Consider the following 19948-nt stretch of genomic DNA (forward strand, 5'->3'; position numbering starts at 1 on the left):
CCCGATGAAACCACAGTCACCTCTGATTACCCTGCGCGATCTGGCTCAGGATGCGGTGGAACAGGCTACGCAACAGTTGGGCCAGGTGCGCAAAGCGCAACAGGCGGCCGAACAACAGCTTTCCATGTTGCTCAATTATCAAGACGAGTACCGCCAGAAGCTGAATCACCAGTTGAGTGACGGAATGGACTCTTCGCACTGGCAAAACTACCAGCAGTTTATCGGCACGCTGGAGCAGGCCATCGATCAGCATCGCCGGCAACTGATGCAGTGGGGCCAGAAGGTAGACCACGCAATGAAACAGTGGCAGGACAAACAGCAGCGGCTGAACGCCTTCGACACTCTGCATACCCGCGCCCAAAGCGCGGAACGGCAGGTGGAGAACAAACGGGATCAAAAACTGATGGACGAGTTCGCTCAACGCAGTTCACAAAGGAATCTACACCCATGAACCTGAATGCCTTGCCGGGCAGCATAGCGCCTGGCGATGCCGGCGTGCTGCCGGACGCGCAGTTGCCGATGGATGACTCGCAGCTGTCTTCGGCCTTTGCCCTGCTGCTCGGCGCACGTACGCTGCCGGCCGACAAAGATGAGGGCAAGCTGCCGCCGGCGCTACTGAGCGCAGAAGATGACAACACGCCGGCGCTGAGCCGCAACCCGCTAAACCCACTGCTCGCCGCCTTCAGTGAACGCGATGGGCTGTTGGCGCCCGCCTTGTTAAGCGATACTCAGCCGCCAGTCGCGGCGGGCGGCGATGACAAGACGCAAGATAAAAAACCGGATGCCGTCTTGCGCCCCGCCGGTGAAATAGATGCCGCCACGCTGCAGGCGCTGTTCGCCATGCTGCCGCTGGCCGTTACCCCTGCCGCGCCGATCGCGTCCGCAACGGGGCTAAGCCTTGAAAGCGAACAGGATCCGGCGCACCCCGCCGCCCTGCTGGGCGTCGCGCTGAATCAACAGCCCAATGCCGCAGGCATCCCGATGACGCCGTCCCCAAAAGCCACGTCGCCAGTGACCGAAAAACCGCTGAACCTTGACGCGCGCACCGACGGCCCGCAGCCAACCGCGGCCCCCCATGACCAACCGGATGCAGCGCCGCTAAAATTCAGCGCCGATACCCAGCCTCAGGCACCGGCCAATCACCTGATGGTGCCGCCGGTCGCCAGCCCGGTCGTAGCGACAACGCCAAGCGCTTCCCTGGTCACCGCCCCGCCGACGCCGCAATTGAACGCCCAACTTGGCAGCCCGGAGTGGCAACAGGCGCTGAACCAGCAGGTACTGATGTTCCATCGCAACGGTCAGCAAAGCGCCGAACTGCGCCTGCACCCGCAGGAACTGGGTGCGCTGCAAATCACCCTCAAACTGGACGATAGCCAGGCACAGTTGCACATCGCTTCAGCGCACGGCCAGGTGCGTGCCGCGGTGGAAGCCGCCATGCCGCAACTGCGCCATGCTCTGGCGGAAAGCGGCATCAATCTGGGGCAAAGCAGCGTTGGCGGCGAGCCCACGCCGCAGTGGCAACAGCCACAGCAGCAGACGGCGGACGATCGGGGCCGACCGACCTACCGCGATAGCCACGGCGACAGCGATCTGGCCGCCGAAACCCTCATCGCCCCGACGCAATTGCAGGCGATGGCCCGCGCCGTCAGCGGCGTTGATATTTTCGCCTGAGCAGCGGCAAACGTTCAAGCTGGCACGTTTTTCCCCGCCTATTCTGGCTATTGCACACCGGAATAGGCGCGATAATACCTTTACATGTCATGCGTGAGGCTTTTGCGCGCGCTATGCCCGGCAGCGGTTCGTAGACTCTCGGGTGTCACTACAGGAATTTGATTTAGCTATGTCTCAAAACACCCTACCGGCAGCATCGAAACGCCCCCTCCTGGTCATCCTGCTGGTGTTGATTACCGTCCTCGCCTGCGGCGCGGCAGGCTACAGCTGGTGGCAACTGAAACAGCACAAAGACGGCGCTCAACCCGCCGCCAAAGCACTGCCGCCGGCTGCGCCGGTGTTTATGCCGTTGGATACTTTTACCGTCAATCTGGTTACGCCGGATAACAACCCCGATCGCGTGTTGTATATCGGCCTGACGTTGCGCTTACCGGACGAAAACACCCGCCGCCAGCTGAACGATTTTCTACCGGAAGTACGCAGCCGCCTGTTGATGCTGCTCTCCCGTCAGGAAGTGGGTCAACTGAGCAGTGAACAAGGGAAACAGCAACTGGTGGCGCAGATTAAGGACGTGCTTAGCCCGCCGCTGGTTAAGGGACAACCGAAGCAGGTGGTCAGCGACGTGCTGTTCACCGCCTTCATATTGCGGTAATCACTATGGGCGACAGCATTCTTTCACAGGCAGAGATCGACGCCTTGCTCAACGGCGACAGCGCGGGGGATGAACCCGAAGCGGTGGTCAGCAACGAGAGCGAGGTCAAGCCTTACGATCCGACCACCCAGCGCCGAGTGGTGCGCGAACGGCTGCACGCGCTGGAAATTATCAATGAACGTTTTGCCCGGCAGTTCCGTATGGGGCTGTTCAACCTGCTGCGACGCAGCCCGGACATCACCGTCGGCCCGATCAGGATCCAGCCGTATCACGAATTCGCCCGCAACCTGCCGGTGCCCACCAACCTCAACCTGGTGCACCTGAACCCGTTGCGCGGCACCGCGCTGTTCGTGTTCGCGCCGAGCCTGGTGTTTATCGCCGTCGATAACCTGTTCGGCGGCGACGGACGTTTTCCGACCAAAGTGGAAGGCCGCGAGTTCACGCCAACCGAACAGCGGGTGATCAAACGCATGCTGCGCCTGGCGCTGGATGCCTATGGCGACGCCTGGAGCGCGATTTACAAGATCAATGTGGAATACGTGCGCGCCGAAATGCAGGTGAAATTCACCAATATCACCACCTCGCCGAACGACATCGTGGTCACCACCCCGTTCCAGGTGGAAATCGGTGCGCTGAGCGGTGAATTCAACATCTGCATTCCGTTCGCGATGATCGAACCGCTGCGCGAACTGCTGACCAACCCGCCGCTGGAAAACTCGCGGCAGGAAGACAGCCAGTGGCGTGAAACGCTGGTGAAGCAGGTGCAACATTCCGAGCTGGAGCTGATTGCCAACTTCGTCGATATCCCGATGCGGCTGTCAAAAATCCTGCAGCTGCAGCCGGGTGACGTATTACCGATCGATAAACCGGAACGCCTGATCGCCCACGTGGACGGCGTACCGGTTCTGACCAGCCAATATGGCACGTTAAACGGGCAGTACGCCCTGCGTGTTGAACATTTGATTAACCCTATTTTGAATGCTCTGAGTGAGGAACAGCCCAAATGAGTGATCCTAAGCAACCGTCTGGCGAAGGAAAGGAATCCGTGGACGATCTGTGGGCTGATGCGTTTAACGAACAGCAAGCGACCGAAAAAACGTCCGCAACCGACGCGGTATTCAAGTCGCTGGAGGCGCAGGATGCCGTCGGCAGCCTGCAGGATATCGATCTGATCCTGGATATCCCGGTCAAGCTGACCGTGGAATTGGGCCGCACCAAAATGACCATCAAAGAGCTGCTGCGCCTGTCGCAGGGATCGGTGGTGGCGTTGGACGGGCTGGCGGGTGAACCGTTGGACATTCTGATCAACGGCTACCTGATCGCCCAGGGCGAAGTGGTGGTGGTGGCCGACAAGTTCGGCGTACGCATCACCGACATCATCACCCCCTCCGAACGCATGCGCCGCCTGAGCCGCTGATGAACCCAGGTACCGCCGTGCCCGGCCAGGGCACACTGCAACCCGCTGCACCGGCACTGCCGGCCGGCTCGGTGCTGACGCAAGTCAGCACTGCGCTGGGCGGCATTCTGCTGCTGATCCTGCTGGCCGGCTGGCTGTTCCGCCGCCTGGGGTTTGCCCCTCAGGCGCGCAACAGCAAACTGCTCAACCTGCGCGCCAGTTGCCAGGTCGGGCAGCGTGAGCGGGTGGTGGTGATTGAAGTGGATAACACCCTGCTGGTGCTGGGCGTGACCGCGCAACAAATCACCCCGTTGCATACACTGCCGGCTCCAGCGCGGGATAGCGAAGCAGCCGACGCCGCGCCGGCTGACTTTCGCCAACTGATGCAAAAAGTTCTGAAACGTCCGGAAAAATCGGCATGAAATCCATCGCTCATTGTGTCGCTCCGCTTTATCGAAGCGGGAAGAATATGCCCTGGCTGGCTGCCACCCTGCTGCTCGTCAGCCCGGCGGCGTTGGCACAGTTGCCCGGCCTGATCAGCCAACCGCTCGCCGACGGCGGCCAAAGCTGGTCGCTGCCGGTACAGACGCTGGTGCTGCTGACGTCTCTCAGCTTCCTGCCCGCCATGCTGCTGATGATGACCAGTTTCACCCGCATCATCATCGTGCTCGGGTTGCTGCGCAACGCGCTCGGCACCCCCTCGGCGCCGCCGAATCAGGTGATGCTCGGGCTGGCGCTGTTCCTGACCTTTTTCATCATGTCGCCGGTCTTCGACAAGGTCTATCAGGACGCCTATCTGCCGTTCAGCCAGGACAAAATCAGCCTGGACGCGGCACTGGATAAAGGTTCCCAACCGCTGCGCGAGTTTATGCTGCGCCAGACGCGTGAAACCGATCTGGCGCTGTACGCCAGGCTCGCCAACCAGCCGCCGCTGGCCGGGCCGGAAGCGGTGCCGATGCGCATTCTGCTGCCGGCTTACGTCACCAGCGAACTGAAAACCGCGTTCCAAATCGGCTTCACGGTATTTATTCCGTTTCTGATTATCGATCTGGTGGTCGCCAGCGTGTTGATGGCGCTGGGGATGATGATGGTGCCGCCAGCCACCATTTCACTGCCGTTCAAACTGATGCTGTTTGTGTTGGTGGACGGCTGGCAATTGCTGCTCGGCTCGCTGGCGCAGAGTTTTTATTCGTAAATTTATTCAGGTGGCCGCTACGCAGCCACTGAGGAACTCACAATGACACCCGAATCGGTCATGGCGCTGGGCACCGAGGCGATGAAAGTGGCGCTGGCGCTATCCGCCCCGCTGCTGCTCGCCGCACTGGTCAGCGGCCTGGTGGTAAGCCTGTTGCAGGCCGCCACCCAGATCAACGAAATGACGTTGTCGTTCATTCCCAAAATTCTGGCGGTGGTCGCCACTATCGTGGTTGCCGGGCCGTGGATGCTGAACCTGCTGCTGGACTATATGCGCACGCTGTTCAGCAACCTGCCGAATCTGATTGGTTAGCCATGCTCACCGTTGACAGCGCACAGTTCGGCGTCTGGCTTAGCCACTATTTCTGGCCGCTGCTGCGCATTCTGGCGCTGATCAGCACTGCGCCGGTGTTCAGCGAAAAACAAATCGGCAAAAAGGTGAAAATCGGCCTCGGCGGGCTGATTGTCATTCTGATCGCCCCCGGGCTACCCACCAGCGCCGTTCCCATTTTCTCCGCCGCCGGTTTGTGGCTGGCGGCCCAGCAAATCCTGATTGGCGTGGCGCTCGGGCTGACCATGCAGTTCGCCTTTGCGGCGATACGCCTGGCCGGCGAAGTGATCGGCATGCAGATGGGCCTGTCCTTCGCCACCTTCTTCGATCCCAGCGGCGGACCGAACACGCCGGTGCTGGCGCGGCTGCTCAATCTGCTGGCGATGTTGCTGTTCTTGAGCTTTGACGGCCACCTGTGGCTGATTTCCCTGCTGGCCGACAGCTTCCACACCCTACCGATCCAGCCCGCCCCGCTGAACGGCAACGGTTTTCTGGCATTGACCCAGGTAGGTTCGCTGATTTTTATCAACGGCATGATGCTGGCGCTGCCGCTGATCTGCCTGCTGCTGACGCTGAACATGGCGCTCGGCCTGCTCAACCGCATGACGCCGCAGTTGTCGGTATTCGTCATTGGCTTCCCGGTCACCATGACCATCGGCATTATGACCATCGGCATTATGACCATCGGCATGATGATGCCGATGCTGGCGCCGTTCTGCGAGCACCTGTTCGGCGAATTTTTCGACCAGTTGGCAGGCGTTATCGGCGGCATGGCTTTCTGAATCCCCACCGGCTACTCGCAACGCCCCCGCCCGCCACAAGACAAAATGGCAATAAACCGGCTTTACCGGGACAAAAGCGTGATAAAGCCCTTTTGTCCAGATTAAGGTCCAAATGTCCGTCACGGCTTGAATAAAAAAATACCCGACCTAGAATAGACCCATCGACAAAATATAATCGACCATTAACTTTTGGAGAAAAGGGCATAAAAATCCAATAGGCGAATTATTAAACCACTGAATGATTAACCCACGTATTTATTAATTACGTGCAGGACCCTGTACGTCATAAAAACATGCGCCCGGCCTGGCTGCAGGGCGAAGCGTTGACCTCTGATAACAACAGGAGTGATATCATGATTAAAGCGAAAAGCAACCGCAAGGCAAGACGTTTATTTGGCATAACCCACTGGACCAGCAACCGTTTTAGAGTGGTTTTTAACGAAACGTCGAATGGCGGCGAATGGCAAGTGGAAAAGAAAAAGAAATAAGGCCTTTATTTATAATCTGGCAGAGTAATATCCTCACGCTGCTTTTCGCGTACGATATCCATAACGCCGCTGCGCGTTACATCGAACCAGCAGCCTGTTACTCTGCTAGCTGCCAAATACACAATCGACATCCCCCTGGTTAATTCCCCTATATTCCAATGCCGACACAACGTTCATTATTTCATTGCATACTCTGCTTTATTACTAAAAGCAGTTAAAATAAAAAATAACCATAGCGCATTAAACAAAGCACTTATATAAACACACAATTAACCTCAAAAAAAATACTCTTGAGAAAAAAATAAAACGAAAGTATATTATTTCAATGCCAAACAAAGGCAATCATATTTCACAGGGAAAGCTGGTATACACATGAAAATAAAATTGACGATTGAAGGCTTGATAATCGGCATCGTCGGCGCATTACTGATGACAAGCATATTGAAAACCCAGGGTCTGTCATGGGGACTATTTACCATGCCAGTAGAGTTGAGCAACGCTTTTATCTATATGTTCACGTTATACGGTTCGATAAAAATGACAGAATATCTCTATCGACCTATACGCTGGTTGTTAATGCAAAGCAGTAACTCAAAACAGTCGTAAAACAGACACGATAAATAATTACCAAAAGGACAGTGCTCATGTTAAAGGAAATGACCAAAGCAGAAATGCAACTTATCGGTGGTGCCGGCGACGGTAACAACGGCGGCGATCGTGACCATAGTCGAAGTTCTTATGGTGCTCAAGCAAATGGCTTTCAACCCAACTGGGCGGCGAAAGGGCATGGCCTATTCCAGGATGCCTCACGCCCCTGCCCAAGTGCCATCATTAACGGTGTGCTTGGAGTCGGTTCTGCATTGGCAAGTCGCAATGCTACAGCAATAGGAATTATGGCTACTGCCGCCTTTATCAATATAGGCGGTCAATGCAATAAAGACTCCGGCCGCGATCGCGGTGTGCCCTTCCGCTAACGATTAGCGTAAATAGAAAGAGAATGGCGGAGAAAAAAAAGGCACGTCACTCAAGCCTATTGTGGGAGAAAGAGTGACGTGCCCAACAGTGCGCCCGGTTTCAAGAAGCCGCTATCTCTGCGCAGCAGCGATGGCATTTTCTAAGCGTACTAAAGGGAAACCCGTCGCGGTCAGGCAACGGGGTAGTGCTCTTAACGGTTCATTTGGAACAGCGACATCCCCTGCATATCACCGAAGGTCTTGTACGATGCCTGCAAGGCCGCCTGCTGCATGAAGTAGCTGGAAATCGACTCGGTCAGATCGGCATCCACCAGCGCACTCATTTGCGTTTGGTTGATCATGTCGCGATCCTTGCCAATACTGTCCAGCGTATCCATTTCCTGCAGTTGGTTGCCCAACTCGGCGCGCACGCTGAGCACCTTGTTATAGGAGTTGTCCAACCCGCGATTGGCCTTGGCCATCGCGTCGTTCACTTGCTGTTTGGTGGCGTCGTCCGCCCCGTCGAGCGGGGTTTTCAACGCTTTCAGCGCGATATCGATGCTTTCGAACACGTTGGACACCGATGCGCTGCCGTCCGGCTCCGGCTTGGGGTTGCTGGTCAACGACATGAATACCGTATCGCCGGTATGGCCGACCGTCATGATGCGATTGGCATCCACTTTCTGCTCGACCGGCGTATTGCCACCCACATAGCTGACCGAACCGCCGTTGTTCGCAAACGGTGGCTTGTCATTCTCAAAACCGCCGAACATAAAGCGGCCATTGCCGTCGGTACTGTTGGCCTGGTTAAGCAATTGGTCTTTCAGCCCCTGCAACTGGGTAGCCAGCGAATCGCGGTCGTTGTCGCTTTTGGTGCCGCCGGCATTGACGATCAGTGCTTTCATGTCCGAAATGGTGCTGGTCGCTCCGGCCAGCACCGTCTCTTCCATCGACACGCTCTGGCGGGCAAAGGTGCGCGCCAGCGCATATTGGGTGTTTTCCGACTGGGACTGGGCCAGCATCACCGCCTGCGACGCCGCCAGCGGATCGTCGGACGGGTTGCTGACTTTTTTGCCGGTGGAAAGCTGTTCTGCCGCCTTCATAAACAACGACTGATTACCGGTAATGCCGGTCATGTTCTGCTGGTACATCATGCTGGTGCTCATGCGCATGGTGCGGGTTCCTCAAAATCAGCGGCCGGAGCCGCCGGGGCTCCGGTTAAAATGAAAATCAACGGATATTCAGCAACGTATCGAACAGCGTGCTGGCGGTCTGAATCACCTTCGAGTTCGCCATATAATATTGCTGGAAGCGCAGCAGCTCGCCGTATTCTTCGTCCAGGTTGACGCCCGAAATCGACTGCTGTTGGTTTTCCAACTGCTTGACGATGTTGCCCTGCGAGGTGGCGGTCACCTTGGCGGATGCGGTCTGATTGCCGACGCTGCTGACCAGGCTGGCGTAAGCGCCGCTGAAGGTGGCCTTGCCGTCCACCAATTTTTGGGTTTGCAGATCAAGCAGCTTCTTGGCGTTTTCATTGTCGCCACGGCCGCTGTCATCTTTGCCTGCGGCAGCGATGTTGGCGGAATCGGTGATGGCGACCTTCAGGCTGCCCGCCACGTCGCTGACCGGCTTGACGGTGAAGCTGTCATTCTTTTGCGCAGTGCCGTCAATGCCGACTTTCAGGCCATCAAAACTCAACGTCGGGTTGCCGGCGGCGTCAGTACCCGCCGTGGCATTAACCTTGACGTTATCCGGCAGGCGGCTCACCTGCCAGTTGCTGCCGTCAAATTCTACCCGGTAATCATTGGCCTTCACCTTGCTGGTATCGGTGTAGGACACCGACAGCGCGGCATCGCCGGTATTGCGGTTGTTGTCCACTGCGCGGGCGCCGCCAAAGCTGAAGAAATCCGTGCCGGCATCGCCGTTGAGATCGAACCCGGCGCGGTGCTGTTGGTTAAAGCTGTCTGCCATTGCCAACGCGAGTTGCCCCAGTTGATTGCGGGCGCTGTCCAGCGATTCGCTGCGGAATTTCAACACCCCGCTGACGCTACCGCCGGTGATTTGGCCTTCCGGTATTTCGCTGGCGCCGTTACCGCGGTCATACCCCATCGTCAGACGGGAAGGATCGCCGCTGGTGGGCACCGCCGCGACCTGGTAAGCATTGTTGCCCTGCACCAGCGTCAGGCCGTTGGCGAAAGAGACGGTGTAGGCATCGCCGTCTTGCTGAGTCACCTGGACGCCAACCACTTTGTTCAGGTCGGTAACCAGCTGATCGCGCTGGTCCAGCAGCGCATTGGGCTCGCCGCCGCTGCCGCGCAGACGGGTGATCTCTTCGTTCAGTTTGGCGATCTGCTGGCTGTAGCTGTTGATCTGCTGCGCACTGTCGCTGAGCTGCTGATTCACGCCGCTGTCCATGTCGCGCAGGTACTTGTCGGTATTGTTGAACTGATTGACCAGGCCATTGGCCTTGCCCAGCACCGTCTGGCGCGCGGCGTCATCACCGGCGTTGCTGACCAGATTTTGCAGGTTGCTGAAGAAGTCCTGCATGTTGGTCGACAAGGTGTTGGTCTTGCTGGCCAACAGGTTATCAATCTGCGAGATTTTTTCGAAATAGGCGTTCTGCGCACCGGCCTGGCTCTGCGCACCACGCAACTGGCTGGTGATGAACTGGTTATATTCCCGGTTGACGCTGGTGACGGTGACGCCGTTGCCAATAAAGCCGCTCATAGTGCTCATGCCGCCGTTTTGCGCCAGGATCGCCGTCTGACGGTTGTAGCCCGCCACGTTATAGTTGGAAATGTTGTTACTGACGGTGCTGAGCGCCACCTGCGCCGCATTCAGCCCGCTCATGGCGGTATTGATTAAGCTATTGGACATAGAAGTTCCTTTTACTGCGGCGCCGGTGGCCCACAGGAGTCAATGAATCTGCCGAGCCGTTCGCCCAGCCTGTCTGTGTTATCGGCAAAAACGGAGGAAACTTGAGAGGAAAAACCGGGTTCAGCATGCTGAATTCCTACGTTTTAATGCTGCTTATCGCGTAGGGGCGTTACATGCCGCACCCGAAAACTAGAACAGATCCTTCAGGTCATGGGTATAGGCTTTTACCACCTGCTCGCCGGCGTTTTTCATCTGCTGGATCACGCTGACCAGCTTGTTGGCGTATTGCGGGTCGGTGGCGTATCCGGCCTGTTGCAGCGCATGCGCCGCCTGCTCCGGGCTGCGGGCGGCGGCCACGTCGGCGTAGCGCGGGTTATTGGTCAGCAACTTGACGTAGTCGGCAATCGCCTCGACGTAAGAACCATAAACCCGGAACCGCGCCTTGATCTTCTTCGCCGCCCCCTGCTCAAACTCGGTGGTGGTGATCTCGGTCACCGGGCCGTCCCAGCTGCCGCCCGCCTTGATGCCGAACAGGTTGTAACTCGGCGAGCCGTCGGCGGTCGGGATCTCGCGTTGGCCCCAGCCGGATTCCAGTGCCGCCTGCGCCACAATCAGCTGATGCGGAATGCCGCTCTGCTGGCTGGCGACGCGTGCCGGGATCGACAAACGGGCGACAAAGTTACCGCTGTTGAGCGACAGCGGCGCGGCCGTCGGCGCTTTCGGCACCGCACGGCGAATCATCTGTTCCAGCGCCTGATTCGGCAGCGTTTGCAACACGTCATTGTCCAACGCCATCGGCGACATCCCCGCCGTTTCGCTCGGAACGGCGTTGGCATTGGCCATCTGTTTCACCATCATATCGGCCAGCCCCAGCCCCTTCTGCGACATCTGCTGGGCGATCTGCTGGTCATACATCGAGGTGTAGAGCCGCGACTGATCGCTGCTCAGCACCCCATCCTGCGGCAGCGCGGCGCGCATGCTTTTCAGCATCATCTGCACGAACATGCCTTCAACCTGCTGCGCCACCTGCTTCAGGTTGCCCTGCGGATCGGCCGCTGCATCGCGCTTCAGGCCGTTCAGCGCCTGGGCGTCATAGGCGGCGCCCGACATCGCCATCAGATCGCCGGCCATCAGATAATTTCCAGCTTGGCGCGCAGGCAGCCGGCGCTTTGCATCGCCTGCAGGATCGACATCAGATCGATCGGCGTAGCGCCCAGCGCATTGAGCGCACGGATCACATTGTTCAGGTTGGCGCTGGCGTTCACCTTCTGCAACGAACCGCCCTGCTGCTGCACCGAAATCTGGGTATTTGGCGTCACCACGGTTTGCCCGCCGCCAAACGGCGTGTTCGGCTGGCTGACGGTATTTTGCCGATCCACCACCACCGACAGGTTGCCCTGCGCCACCGCACAGGAGTCCAGGATCACGTCGCGGTTCATCACCACCGATCCGGTGCGTGAATTGATGATCACCTTGGCGTCAATCGCCCCGACGCTGACGTTGATGTTCTGAATTTCCGCCAGGAAACGCACCTGCGAGCTGTTGCCCTGTGGCACCAATACCTGAATGGTGCGGGCATCCAGCGGTGAGGCGGTGCCGCCGCCACGCTGGCGGTTGATGGCGTCGCTGATCTGCTGCGCCAGTGTGAAGTCTTCGTTATTCAGTTGCAGGTTAATCACCCCGCCGTTGCCGAAAGTGGTCGGCAATTCACGCTCGATAGTCGCACCGTTGCTGATGCGTCCCCCCGCCAGCTGATTGACCTGCACGCTGCTGCCGCCGGACGCCGCACCGGCGCCGCCCACCAGCACGTTGCCCTGCGCCAGCGCGTAAACCTGGTTATCCACGCCTTTCAGCGGCGTCATCAGCAAGGTACCGCCACGCAGGCTTTTGGCGTTGCCCATCGAGGACACCACCACGTCAATGTTCTGCCCGGTGCGCGAGAACGGCGGCAGCTTGGCGGTGACCATGACCGCCGCTACGTTTTTCAACTGCATATTGGTGCCCGGCGGCACGGTAATGCCCAATTGCGACAGCATATTGCTCAGGCTTTGGGTGGTGAACGGCGTCTGCATGGTCTGATCGCCGGAACCGTCCAGCCCCACCACCAACCCGTAACCGATCAGGGCGTTGTCACGCACGCCCTGCACCGTCACCAGATCGCGGATGCGTTCCGCCGTCGCCGGCAGGCTCAGCGCACAAATCACCAGCGCCATTAGAAATTTCTTTAACATTGGAACCTCATTCGCCTTACCCACAAGGCGTTATTGTCGCAGGCAGTTTGGGGGCGGACAGCGCACAGGCGGCGGAGCGTACACGCAGTACGTGACGGCACCGAGCACTGCCCAACCGCAAAATGACAAGTAAAATAGCCTGTACTCAAAACGGGGAGACATTTAAGAAGAAGCGTTGCAACCACCCCATGGTCTGCGCTTCGTTGATATAGCCGTTGCCGACGTATTCAATGCGCGCATCCGCCACCTGGGTGGAGGTGACCGAGTTACTGCCGCTGATGGTGCGCGGGTTAACCACCCCGGAGAAACGGATAAATTCGGTGCCCTGGTTGATGGCGATCTGTTTTTCACCCACCACGTGCAGGTTGCCGTTGACCAGTACCTGATTGACCGTGACGGTAATGGTACCGCTGAAGGTATTGTTGGCGTTGGCCCCGCCCTTGCCGCCAAAGGTGCTGTCGCCGGAGATATCCATATCGGCGCGCGCGTTGCCCAGCAGGCCGTCGAGATAACGCGGCGACGTGGCGACGCCGAACTTGCTCGCCCCATTGCGGCTGGCGTTGGCGGAGGAACTTTTGCTGGCGCTGACGTTTTCCTGCAACACGATGGTCAGGGTATCGCCGATATTGCGCGGGCGGCGGTCTTCAAACAGCGGCTGATAACCGTAGTTCATCGGCTGCACCGTCTGGAAAATCGATCCGTTCGGTACCGGAGCGCCCGCCGGCGCCGGCTGCGCCGTGGTAGCGCCATCAACCAGGGGTTTATGCGGAATATAGGCGCAGCCGCTCAGCGTCAGCATCGCCATCGCCGCCAGCCAGCGCTTTCCTTGCTGCGGCGCGTTTGCCATCAGATATGTGGTTACCACGGGTCTCGCCTTTGTTTCACGAAATAGGGTGACGGGCGCACCGGCGGCGCCCGTCAATTACAGTTGCGTCAGTTTTTGCAGCATCTGATCGGACGTCGATACCGCTTTACTGTTGATCTCGTAGGCGCGCTGGGTCTGGATCATGTTGACCAGCTCTTCAGCCACGTTGACGTTCGAGGTTTCCACGTAGCCCTGATAAAGCAGGCCCGCGCCGTTCAACCCTGGCGTGCTTTCGTTCGGCGCGCCGGAACTTTCGGTTTCCTGGTACAGATTCTCGCCCACGCTTTCCAGGCCGCTGTCATTGATAAAGGTGGTCAGGGTCAATTGGCCCACCTGTTGGGCGGCGGTCTGCCCCTGCTGAGTGACGCTGACGATGCCGTCACGGCCGACGGTAATGCTCAGGGCGTTGGCCGGAATGGTGATCGCCGGCTGTACCTGAAAACCGCTGGCGGTCACTAGTTGGCCGTTCTGGTCGATCTGGAAAGAGCCGTCGCGGGTGTAGGCCTGGCTGCCGTCCGGCAACATCACCTGGAAGAAGCCCTGGCCTTTAATCGCCACGTCTTTGCTGTTGTTGGTCTGCGACAGGTTGCCCTGGCTGTGCAGACGCTCGGTCGCCACCGGGCGCACGCCGGTACCGATCTGCAGGCCCGACGGCAAGGTAGTCTGCTCGGATGACTGCGCGCCCGGCTGACGCATGGTCTGGTACAGCAGATCTTCAAATACCGCACGCTGGCGTTTGAAGCCGTTGGTGCTGACGTTCGCCAGGTTGTTGGCGATTACGTCCATATTGGTCTGCTGCGCATCCAGACCGGTTTTGGCAATCCATAAAGATGGGATCATGGGTTATTTCCTTGCTGCTTAACTCAGTGATAACAACGAGTTGGCGCGCTGTTCATTTTCATCCACACTGTGGATGACCTTCATCTGCATTTCAAAGCGACGGGCGTTGGCGATCATGTCGACCATGGTTTCCATCGGCTTGACGTTGCTGCCCTCCAGCACACCCGGCATCACCCGCACCAGCGGATCGTTCTGCAACTGATTGCCGCGTTGCTGCTGGGTTTCCGGCGTCAGGCGAAACAGCCCGTCGTCGCCGCGCATCACTTCACGCGCATTGGCCTTCACCAGCTTCAACCGCCCTATCTGGGCGATGGTGTTCGGCGGATCGCCGGCGTTCAGCGCCGAGATGGTGCCGTCGGCCGCGATGGTGATCTCTGCCGACGGCGGCACTTCAATCGGCCCGCCATCGCCCATCAGCGGCCTACCCTGCACCGTCAACTGCCCGGCGGACGAGATCTGGATGTTACCGTTGCGGGTGTAGGCTTCGCCGCCGTCCGGCAGGCTTACCGCCAGAAAACCGTCCTGCTGCAACGCAACGTCCAACGGGCGCGCGGTGTAGTTCAGCGCCCCCTGGCTCATGTCGGCACCCGGCGTCGACGCGGTGACCAACGTACGCGTCGGCAGGCTGGGCCCGTCCACCGGCACGGCACGCAGCGCCGAAAGTTGAGCACGAAAGCCCGGCGTCGACGCGTTGGCCAGGTTGTTGGCGGTAACGGACTGCTGTTCCAGCGTCTGTCGCGCTGCGCCCATCGCGGTATAAATCGCGTGATCCATAAATCAATCCTATTAGCGCAGGCTGACCAGCGTTTGCAGGATGGAGTCCTGCGTTTTGATGGTCTGGGCGTTCGACTGGTAGTTACGCTGTGCGACGATCATGTTCACCAGTTCCTGGCTCAGATCGACGTTGGAGGCTTCCAGCGCACCGCTGGTCAGCTTGCCGAAACCGCCGCTGCCCGCCAGCCCTACGCGCGGTTGGCCGGACGCGCCGGTTTCCTGCCACACGTTATCGCCCTGTGAGGACAAGCCTTCCGGGTTGGAGAAGTTGGTCAATACGATTTGGCCCAGCAATTGGGTTTGCTGGTTGGAATAGATCCCCACGACGCTACCGTCATTATTGATCTGGAAGTTGGTGTACTCGCCGGCGGTATACCCGTCCTGCGACACCTTGCTGACCGAGTCGCTGCTGACGCTCTGCTGCATGCTCTTGGCAAAGCTCAGGCTGAAGTTCTGCGCCGGGGCGCCGTTGGTGGCGGACATCGGGATCAGCATGCTGAATTCGCCGGTGTTGCCCTGCTTGCTGGTGGTGCTGACCAGGTTGCCGCTGGTATCGAACGCCATCGTACCGGCATCCGTCACCGGGGAGCCGGGGATGTTGCCTTCCTGGGTATACACCTGCCAGTTGTTGTCGGAGGTCTTCACAAAGTAGGCATTGATATTGTGCACATTGCCCAGCGAGTCATAGGCGGTAATCGAGTTGACGTAGTTGTAGGAATCCTGCTTGGCGGGATCGAACGTCTTGTTATCCGGCACCTTATGGGTCGATTTCAGGTTGGCGACCATGGTGCCCGAGGTGGTGGACTTGGCGGTCATCATCCCTTCCGGAATGCTCAACGGCACCGGGTTGGCGCCCTGCTGAATGGTCGGCGGTGAACCGGCTGCCGGGAAACCGGTCAATTGCAGGCCCTGCATATTGGTCAGGTTACGGTTTTCATCCAGCTTGAACTGGCCGTTGCGGCTGTAGAAAATACCGCCGTCCTTGTCCTGCAGGCGGAAGAAACCGTTGTCGGAAATGGCGACGTCCAGCGCGCGGCTGGTGCCGGTCGTGGTGCCGCCCTTGAAGTTCTGAGTGATCCCCGCCACCTTGACGCCCAAGCCGACCTGCGAGCCGGCGAACATATCGGCAAAGGAAACGGTGCCTGATTTGAAACCGGAAGTGGCGGAGTTCGCGATATTGTTACCGATCACGTCCAGGTTGGTTGCTGCTGCGTTCAAGCCGCTTACTGCCTGAGAAAAGGCCATGTCATTCTCCGAATAATGTGCAGGCTATCGTCCGATAACGCCTGAGAAAAAAGTGATAGAGTTATAAAATCTGCCGAACGTCTTCCAGCGTCGCGCTGCCCGCCAGGCCCAGATCCAGCTTCGTGCCGTCTGAACCGCGGATAACGCCATTGACCATGCCAAAATGCAGGCTGCGCGCCACCAGCTGTTCGCCATTGCCCTTGGCGTTGATCGCCACGGTGTAGGCGCCGTCGGGGGCGGTGGTGCCGTCTGTCAGTGAACCGTCCCAGGTAAATGAGTGCACGCCGGCGGTCAGGCCGCCGATATCAATGGTGCGCACCGCTTTGCCGGTGGCGTCGGTGATGGTGGCAGTTACCGTGTCGGCGGCGCGCTCCAGTTCGAGGCCAAACGGCGTGGTGCTGACCTTGCCGTCTTTGCTGCCAACCAGAATGTTGCTGCCGGGCACCATCACGCCGTGACCGATCAGCGCGGTTGCCTGCAATGACTGATTGCTGTTGATCTGGCCGGAGATCGACCCCAGCGTGGTATTGAGTTTTTCGATGCCCTGAACGGTGTTGATCTGCGCCAGCTGCGTGGTCAGCTCATTGTTCTGCATCGGGTTGGTCGGATCCTGGTTTTTCAACTGCGCCACCAACAGCGTCAGGAAGTTGTTCTGCAGATCCTGGCCGGTGTTGCTTTTGGCGTTGACGCCGGTGACGGTGTTATCCAGCGATTCATTGGTGGTTGCGGCAATGGCCATGCATAGCTCCGGTTACTGACCCAGCGTCAGGGTTTTCATCATCATCGACTTGGTGGTGTTGAGCACCTCGACGTTGGCCTGGTAGCTGCGCGAGGCGGAAATGGTATTGACCATCTCGCTCACTACATCCACGTTCGGCATGCGCACATACCCTTTGCCGTCCGCCAGCGGATTACCCGGTTGATACACCAGACGTTCCGGCGCCGGGTCGTCGACCACCTGAGATACGCGCACCCCACCGGTGGGTTGCCCGGCGGCTGCGGCCACCTCAAACACGACCTGTTTGGCGCGGTAGGGTTCGCCGTCCGGGCCGGTGACGCTGTCGGCGTTGGCCATGTTGCTGGCGCTGACGTTCATGCGTTGCGACTGGGCGGAGAGCGCCGAACCGGAGATATCGAAAATATTCAGTAGCGACATGCGCCTTATCCTTGTTGTAACACTGACATCATCCCTTTGATCTGACCGTTGATCAGCGTCAGGTCGGTCTGATACTTCAGGCTGTTATCGGCGAAGTTGGTGCGTTCGCGATCCATGTCCACCGTATTGCCGTCCATCGCCGGCTGATCCGGCACGCGAAACAGTAAATCGAGCTGCGGCGGCTGCATGTTTTGCGCCGGGATATGGCGTGCAGACGTCATATTCAGCGCGATGCCGCTGCCGCTGGCGCGGCCCTGTGCCAGCACCTTGTTCAACTGGCCGGCGAAATCGATATCCCGCGCCTGATAGCCCGGTGTGTCTGCGTTGGCGATGTTAGCGGCCAAAATCTCTTGCCGCTGGGCGCGCAGATTCAGCGCCTCTTGACCAAAGCGCAGAGCAGCGTCCAGTTTGTCGATCATGCTCCCTCCGCGAGGTTAAAATTTGGAGCCGACAGCATAAACGCCCCTTCCGCCAGCCTATCGTGGGAATAAGGGCAAAATGCGTCGCTATTTGTCTGCTTAGCCTGCGCGCAGTCCGGGTAAACTTACCCGCACCCGATGGCGCTTGAGGAAGCGAAGATGAAAGGTAAAATACTGTTGTTCGCCGCCCTGCTGTGCAGCCTGAACGCACAGGCCGACGATCTGGCGGCACAGATCGACAGCTTCATCAGCGGCCAGTTCAGCGGCAACCCGGTACAGGTTAAGGTGCTGGTGCGCACGCCGGCGGCACAGTGGCCGCAGTGTGAGTTTCCGCAGCTGTCGCTTGCGCAGAACGCCCGCCTCTGGGGCAATATCAGCATTTCGGCGCGTTGCGGCCAGGAACGGCGTTTTATACAAACGCAGGTGCAGGTGATCGGCAACTACCTGGTGTCGGCACGTAGCATCAGCGCCGGCAGCCGGCTGACGGCCGCAGACGTGAAGCTGAAAAGTGGTCGGCTCGATACCCTGGCACCCCGCACCCTGACCAATGCGGACAAGGCGATCGGTGCGGTCAGCCTGCGAAATATCAGCCCCGGCCAACCGCTGACCTTCGCCATGCTGCGCCGCGCCTGGGTGATCAAGGCCGGTCAGCCGGTGCAGGTAACGGCGCAAGGCACCGGGTTTAACATCAGCGGCGCAGGCAAAGCCATGAACAACGCCGCCGCCGAGGACAGCGTCCGCGTACGCATGGCCTCCGGGCAAATCGTCAGCGGTATTGCCGATGATGACGGTACGATTCGCATCACTTTATAAAAAGGTAAAGGTTTATAAAAACCTGCCGATAAGAACAATATAAGCAGAGGTTGATGACAAAGTTGCCGTTGAGTCCGAGATACCCGGGCCTGGCACACTGAGGGGCACTCTGGCGGCAAGCCGCTACGACCCCTTCAGCACGCTCTCCCTGATAATGGGATTTGTCAGCCGTCTGAAGCAGTAATTACCTGGCCGCCAGGGCCGCAAAAAATATCAGCCATTGCCCGTCGGGCCGCGGCATTGATGGAGATTGACCATGAGTATCGATCGCACCCAGCGGCTGCAGCCCGTGACAACGGTGCAGCCGCGTGAAACACCGGCAGACAATCAGCTTCAGCCGCGCAAGGCTGTTCAGGCGGAAAGCGCCGTCAGCGGCACCCAGGTAAAATTGAGCGACGCGCAGGCGCGCCTGATGCAACCGGGCACTCAGGATATTGATATGAACCGGGTGGACGCTATCAAGCAGGCGATCCGCCGCGGCGAATTGAAAATGGATGCCGGCAAAATTGCCGATGCACTGCTGCAAGACGCGCAGAGCGATGCCCAATGGATGTCAAACGGCAGTCGGCCGCCGAAGGCATAATCGGGTGATGCAACCTGGCCTGCGTTGCCCGCAGGGCTGCGGCGTGAAAGATTAAGGGACACTCTGAAAGGTGATGAATCGCAATGGAAAATCTGCCACAGCTGCTTGATAATTTGCTGGAAACCCTGAATGCACTCGATACGGTGCTGACGGAAGAACATCATTTGCTCTGCTCCGGCCAACTGCCGGGCGTAGCGTTGCAGCGCGTTACCGACGTCAAGAGCCAGCTGTTGGCTACGGTGAACTACCTGGAACAGCAACGGCTGGAGCTGGAGCGCGCGCAAAGGCAACAGGCGCCCTATGCCGCTCATCCGCGTCTGGCCGACGCCTGGCAGCAAGTACAATTGCTCAGCCAAAAGTTGCGCGAGAAAAATCAGCATAACGGTCTGTTGCTCAATCAGCAGATTGATCATAACGCCCAGGCGCTGGCGATCCTCGGCAAAAACAACAAATCGCTTTATGGCCCGGATGGCCAGTCGCGCAGCAGCAGCCTGCTGGGGCGAAAAATCGGCGTTTAGGGTCTTTTGACGAAGGGGGCGGACAGGCCCCCTTCGTTTTGCCATCTTCCTCTCAACTTCGCTTCATCCTGCTAAACATCTAAAATCTTCACGCGAAGTCCTTCGCATTCCGGTGAATCAGACTTTTTCGCCTATTTAAATGTCGATTATGAAATCGTGG

Annotated in this window: 25 protein-coding genes; 14 read left to right on the forward strand and 11 right to left on the reverse strand. The window is 58.6% G+C overall.

Annotated features, from left to right (window positions below):
* The first annotated feature begins 4 nt into the window (after nucleotides 1–4).
* The 11 genes from fliJ (at nucleotide 5) to ACUTQW_RS08070 (ending at nucleotide 7488) form a co-directional block, all read left to right on the forward strand.
* Complete coding sequence (gene fliJ / locus ACUTQW_RS08020; protein ID WP_006326110.1) at nucleotides 5–451, forward strand: flagellar export protein FliJ; 447 nt, start codon at nucleotides 5–7, stop codon at nucleotides 449–451.
* Nucleotides 448–1671, forward strand: coding sequence for a flagellar hook-length control protein FliK (locus tag ACUTQW_RS08025; protein WP_037433075.1), 1224 nt, complete (start codon nucleotides 448–450; stop codon nucleotides 1669–1671). The genes fliJ and ACUTQW_RS08025 overlap by 4 nt, the downstream gene beginning before the upstream one ends.
* 169 nt (nucleotides 1672–1840) lie before the next feature.
* A complete protein-coding gene (gene fliL / locus ACUTQW_RS08030; RefSeq protein ID WP_006326114.1) occupies nucleotides 1841–2323 on the forward strand; it encodes a flagellar basal body-associated protein FliL in 483 nt (160 codons plus the stop codon).
* A 5-nt stretch (nucleotides 2324–2328) separates the two neighbouring features.
* Nucleotides 2329–3330 carry a flagellar motor switch protein FliM gene (gene fliM / locus ACUTQW_RS08035; RefSeq protein ID WP_006326116.1) on the forward strand — a complete coding sequence of 334 codons (1002 nt, stop codon included), beginning with the start codon at nucleotides 2329–2331 and terminating at the stop codon, nucleotides 3328–3330.
* Entirely contained in the window at nucleotides 3327–3740 is a 414-nt protein-coding gene (gene fliN, locus ACUTQW_RS08040) for a flagellar motor switch protein FliN (protein ID WP_004946060.1), read from the forward strand. Before fliM ends, fliN begins: the two co-directional genes overlap by 4 nt.
* Nucleotides 3740–4141 carry a flagellar biosynthetic protein FliO gene (fliO, locus tag ACUTQW_RS08045; RefSeq protein WP_004946063.1) on the forward strand — a complete coding sequence of 134 codons (402 nt, stop codon included), beginning with the start codon at nucleotides 3740–3742 and terminating at the stop codon, nucleotides 4139–4141. The genes fliN and fliO overlap by 1 nt, the downstream gene beginning before the upstream one ends.
* Nucleotides 4142–4188: 47 nt before the next feature.
* A complete protein-coding gene (gene fliP, locus ACUTQW_RS08050; RefSeq protein ID WP_004946065.1) occupies nucleotides 4189–4914 on the forward strand; it encodes a flagellar type III secretion system pore protein FliP in 726 nt (241 codons plus the stop codon).
* A 42-nt stretch (nucleotides 4915–4956) separates the two neighbouring features.
* Nucleotides 4957–5226, forward strand: coding sequence for a flagellar biosynthesis protein FliQ (fliQ, locus tag ACUTQW_RS08055; protein WP_004946069.1), 270 nt, complete (start codon nucleotides 4957–4959; stop codon nucleotides 5224–5226).
* Between the two features lie 2 nt (nucleotides 5227–5228).
* Nucleotides 5229–6026, forward strand: a complete 798-nt coding sequence (gene fliR / locus ACUTQW_RS08060; RefSeq protein ID WP_445654834.1) for a flagellar biosynthetic protein FliR — start codon at nucleotides 5229–5231, stop codon at nucleotides 6024–6026.
* Between the two features lie 353 nt (nucleotides 6027–6379).
* Nucleotides 6380–6514, forward strand: a complete 135-nt coding sequence (gene sra, locus ACUTQW_RS08065; RefSeq protein WP_006326123.1) for a stationary-phase-induced ribosome-associated protein — start codon at nucleotides 6380–6382, stop codon at nucleotides 6512–6514.
* 644 nt (nucleotides 6515–7158) lie between these two features.
* Nucleotides 7159–7488 (forward strand): hypothetical protein, encoded by a 330-nt coding sequence (locus ACUTQW_RS08070; RefSeq protein WP_006326126.1) that lies wholly within the window; start codon nucleotides 7159–7161, stop codon nucleotides 7486–7488.
* Nucleotides 7489–7679: 191 nt separating this feature from the next.
* Here the strand turns inward: ACUTQW_RS08070 and flgL are convergent, their stop codons facing one another.
* From flgL to flgB, 11 genes are all read right to left on the reverse strand, one after another.
* Nucleotides 7680–8639 carry a flagellar hook-associated protein FlgL gene (gene flgL / locus ACUTQW_RS08075; protein WP_004946072.1) on the reverse strand — a complete coding sequence of 320 codons (960 nt, stop codon included), beginning with the start codon at nucleotides 8637–8639 and terminating at the stop codon, nucleotides 7680–7682.
* 58 nt (nucleotides 8640–8697) lie between these two features.
* Complete coding sequence (gene flgK, locus ACUTQW_RS08080; protein ID WP_004946074.1) at nucleotides 8698–10344, reverse strand: flagellar hook-associated protein FlgK; 1647 nt, start codon at nucleotides 10342–10344, stop codon at nucleotides 8698–8700.
* A 189-nt stretch (nucleotides 10345–10533) separates the two neighbouring features.
* Nucleotides 10534–11475: a flagellar assembly peptidoglycan hydrolase FlgJ gene (gene flgJ / locus ACUTQW_RS08085; protein WP_006326127.1), complete on the reverse strand. Its 942-nt coding sequence runs from the start codon at nucleotides 11473–11475 to the stop codon at nucleotides 10534–10536.
* Nucleotides 11475–12575, reverse strand: coding sequence for a flagellar basal body P-ring protein FlgI (locus ACUTQW_RS08090; RefSeq protein WP_004946077.1), 1101 nt, complete (start codon nucleotides 12573–12575; stop codon nucleotides 11475–11477). Before ACUTQW_RS08090 ends, flgJ begins: the two co-directional genes overlap by 1 nt.
* A gap of 145 nt (nucleotides 12576–12720) precedes the next feature.
* Complete coding sequence (gene flgH, locus ACUTQW_RS08095; RefSeq protein WP_004946079.1) at nucleotides 12721–13422, reverse strand: flagellar basal body L-ring protein FlgH; 702 nt, start codon at nucleotides 13420–13422, stop codon at nucleotides 12721–12723.
* Between the two features lie 75 nt (nucleotides 13423–13497).
* Nucleotides 13498–14280, reverse strand: a complete 783-nt coding sequence (flgG, locus tag ACUTQW_RS08100; protein WP_004946081.1) for a flagellar basal-body rod protein FlgG — start codon at nucleotides 14278–14280, stop codon at nucleotides 13498–13500.
* 18 nt (nucleotides 14281–14298) lie between these two features.
* On the reverse strand, nucleotides 14299–15054 hold the full coding sequence (locus tag ACUTQW_RS08105; protein ID WP_004946084.1) for a flagellar basal body rod protein FlgF: 756 nt from the start codon (nucleotides 15052–15054) through the stop codon (nucleotides 14299–14301).
* 12 nt (nucleotides 15055–15066) lie between these two features.
* Nucleotides 15067–16299 carry a flagellar hook protein FlgE gene (flgE, locus tag ACUTQW_RS08110; protein WP_006326132.1) on the reverse strand — a complete coding sequence of 411 codons (1233 nt, stop codon included), beginning with the start codon at nucleotides 16297–16299 and terminating at the stop codon, nucleotides 15067–15069.
* Nucleotides 16300–16360: 61 nt separating this feature from the next.
* Nucleotides 16361–17038 (reverse strand): flagellar hook assembly protein FlgD, encoded by a 678-nt coding sequence (gene flgD / locus ACUTQW_RS08115; RefSeq protein ID WP_004946091.1) that lies wholly within the window; start codon nucleotides 17036–17038, stop codon nucleotides 16361–16363.
* Between the two features lie 12 nt (nucleotides 17039–17050).
* On the reverse strand, nucleotides 17051–17455 hold the full coding sequence (gene flgC / locus ACUTQW_RS08120) for a flagellar basal body rod protein FlgC (protein WP_004946094.1): 405 nt from the start codon (nucleotides 17453–17455) through the stop codon (nucleotides 17051–17053).
* Nucleotides 17456–17460: 5 nt separating this feature from the next.
* Nucleotides 17461–17874, reverse strand: coding sequence for a flagellar basal body rod protein FlgB (gene flgB / locus ACUTQW_RS08125; RefSeq protein WP_006326134.1), 414 nt, complete (start codon nucleotides 17872–17874; stop codon nucleotides 17461–17463).
* Between the two features lie 159 nt (nucleotides 17875–18033).
* Between flgB and flgA the strand changes: the two genes are divergently transcribed.
* The 3 genes from flgA to ACUTQW_RS08140 all read left to right on the forward strand — a co-directional run bounded on the left by flgA (nucleotide 18034) and on the right by ACUTQW_RS08140 (nucleotide 19788).
* Nucleotides 18034–18687 carry a flagellar basal body P-ring formation chaperone FlgA gene (gene flgA / locus ACUTQW_RS08130; RefSeq protein WP_006326136.1) on the forward strand — a complete coding sequence of 218 codons (654 nt, stop codon included), beginning with the start codon at nucleotides 18034–18036 and terminating at the stop codon, nucleotides 18685–18687.
* A 256-nt stretch (nucleotides 18688–18943) separates the two neighbouring features.
* Complete coding sequence (gene flgM / locus ACUTQW_RS08135; RefSeq protein ID WP_006326137.1) at nucleotides 18944–19270, forward strand: flagellar biosynthesis anti-sigma factor FlgM; 327 nt, start codon at nucleotides 18944–18946, stop codon at nucleotides 19268–19270.
* 83 nt (nucleotides 19271–19353) lie between these two features.
* Nucleotides 19354–19788, forward strand: coding sequence for a flagella synthesis protein FlgN (locus ACUTQW_RS08140; protein ID WP_006326138.1), 435 nt, complete (start codon nucleotides 19354–19356; stop codon nucleotides 19786–19788).
* Nucleotides 19789–19948 lie beyond the last annotated feature (160 nt).

The sequence above is a fragment of the Serratia sp. TSA_7 genome (assembly GCF_052692135.1).

Excerpts from the sequence above, each read along its gene's own strand:
- flgE (WP_006326132.1), bottom strand. The coding sequence starts at position 16,299 with ATGGCCTTTTCTCAGGCAGTAAGCGGCTTGAACGCAGCAGCAACCAAC.
- fliP (WP_004946065.1), top strand. The coding sequence starts at position 4,189 with ATGCCCTGGCTGGCTGCCACCCTGCTGCTCGTCAGCCCGGCGGCGTTG.
- fliJ (WP_006326110.1), top strand. The coding sequence starts at position 5 with ATGAAACCACAGTCACCTCTGATTACCCTGCGCGATCTGGCTCAGGAT.
- flgK (WP_004946074.1), bottom strand. The coding sequence starts at position 10,344 with ATGTCCAATAGCTTAATCAATACCGCCATGAGCGGGCTGAATGCGGCG.
- flgC (WP_004946094.1), bottom strand. The coding sequence starts at position 17,455 with ATGTCGCTACTGAATATTTTCGATATCTCCGGTTCGGCGCTCTCCGCC.
- ACUTQW_RS08140 (WP_006326138.1), top strand. The coding sequence starts at position 19,354 with ATGGAAAATCTGCCACAGCTGCTTGATAATTTGCTGGAAACCCTGAAT.
- fliO (WP_004946063.1), top strand. The coding sequence starts at position 3,740 with ATGAACCCAGGTACCGCCGTGCCCGGCCAGGGCACACTGCAACCCGCT.
- ACUTQW_RS08105 (WP_004946084.1), bottom strand. The coding sequence starts at position 15,054 with ATGGATCACGCGATTTATACCGCGATGGGCGCAGCGCGACAGACGCTG.
- flgH (WP_004946079.1), bottom strand. The coding sequence starts at position 13,422 with ATGGCAAACGCGCCGCAGCAAGGAAAGCGCTGGCTGGCGGCGATGGCG.
- fliN (WP_004946060.1), top strand. The coding sequence starts at position 3,327 with ATGAGTGATCCTAAGCAACCGTCTGGCGAAGGAAAGGAATCCGTGGAC.
- flgA (WP_006326136.1), top strand. The coding sequence starts at position 18,034 with ATGAAAGGTAAAATACTGTTGTTCGCCGCCCTGCTGTGCAGCCTGAAC.
- fliQ (WP_004946069.1), top strand. The coding sequence starts at position 4,957 with ATGACACCCGAATCGGTCATGGCGCTGGGCACCGAGGCGATGAAAGTG.
- ACUTQW_RS08025 (WP_037433075.1), top strand. The coding sequence starts at position 448 with ATGAACCTGAATGCCTTGCCGGGCAGCATAGCGCCTGGCGATGCCGGC.
- fliL (WP_006326114.1), top strand. The coding sequence starts at position 1,841 with ATGTCTCAAAACACCCTACCGGCAGCATCGAAACGCCCCCTCCTGGTC.
- sra (WP_006326123.1), top strand. The coding sequence starts at position 6,380 with ATGATTAAAGCGAAAAGCAACCGCAAGGCAAGACGTTTATTTGGCATA.
- flgG (WP_004946081.1), bottom strand. The coding sequence starts at position 14,280 with ATGATCCCATCTTTATGGATTGCCAAAACCGGTCTGGATGCGCAGCAG.
- flgD (WP_004946091.1), bottom strand. The coding sequence starts at position 17,038 with ATGGCCATTGCCGCAACCACCAATGAATCGCTGGATAACACCGTCACC.
- flgJ (WP_006326127.1), bottom strand. The coding sequence starts at position 11,475 with ATGGCCGGCGATCTGATGGCGATGTCGGGCGCCGCCTATGACGCCCAG.
- flgM (WP_006326137.1), top strand. The coding sequence starts at position 18,944 with ATGAGTATCGATCGCACCCAGCGGCTGCAGCCCGTGACAACGGTGCAG.
- ACUTQW_RS08090 (WP_004946077.1), bottom strand. The coding sequence starts at position 12,575 with ATGTTAAAGAAATTTCTAATGGCGCTGGTGATTTGTGCGCTGAGCCTG.
- ACUTQW_RS08070 (WP_006326126.1), top strand. The coding sequence starts at position 7,159 with ATGTTAAAGGAAATGACCAAAGCAGAAATGCAACTTATCGGTGGTGCC.
- flgL (WP_004946072.1), bottom strand. The coding sequence starts at position 8,639 with ATGCGCATGAGCACCAGCATGATGTACCAGCAGAACATGACCGGCATT.
- fliR (WP_445654834.1), top strand. The coding sequence starts at position 5,229 with ATGCTCACCGTTGACAGCGCACAGTTCGGCGTCTGGCTTAGCCACTAT.
- fliM (WP_006326116.1), top strand. The coding sequence starts at position 2,329 with ATGGGCGACAGCATTCTTTCACAGGCAGAGATCGACGCCTTGCTCAAC.
- flgB (WP_006326134.1), bottom strand. The coding sequence starts at position 17,874 with ATGATCGACAAACTGGACGCTGCTCTGCGCTTTGGTCAAGAGGCGCTG.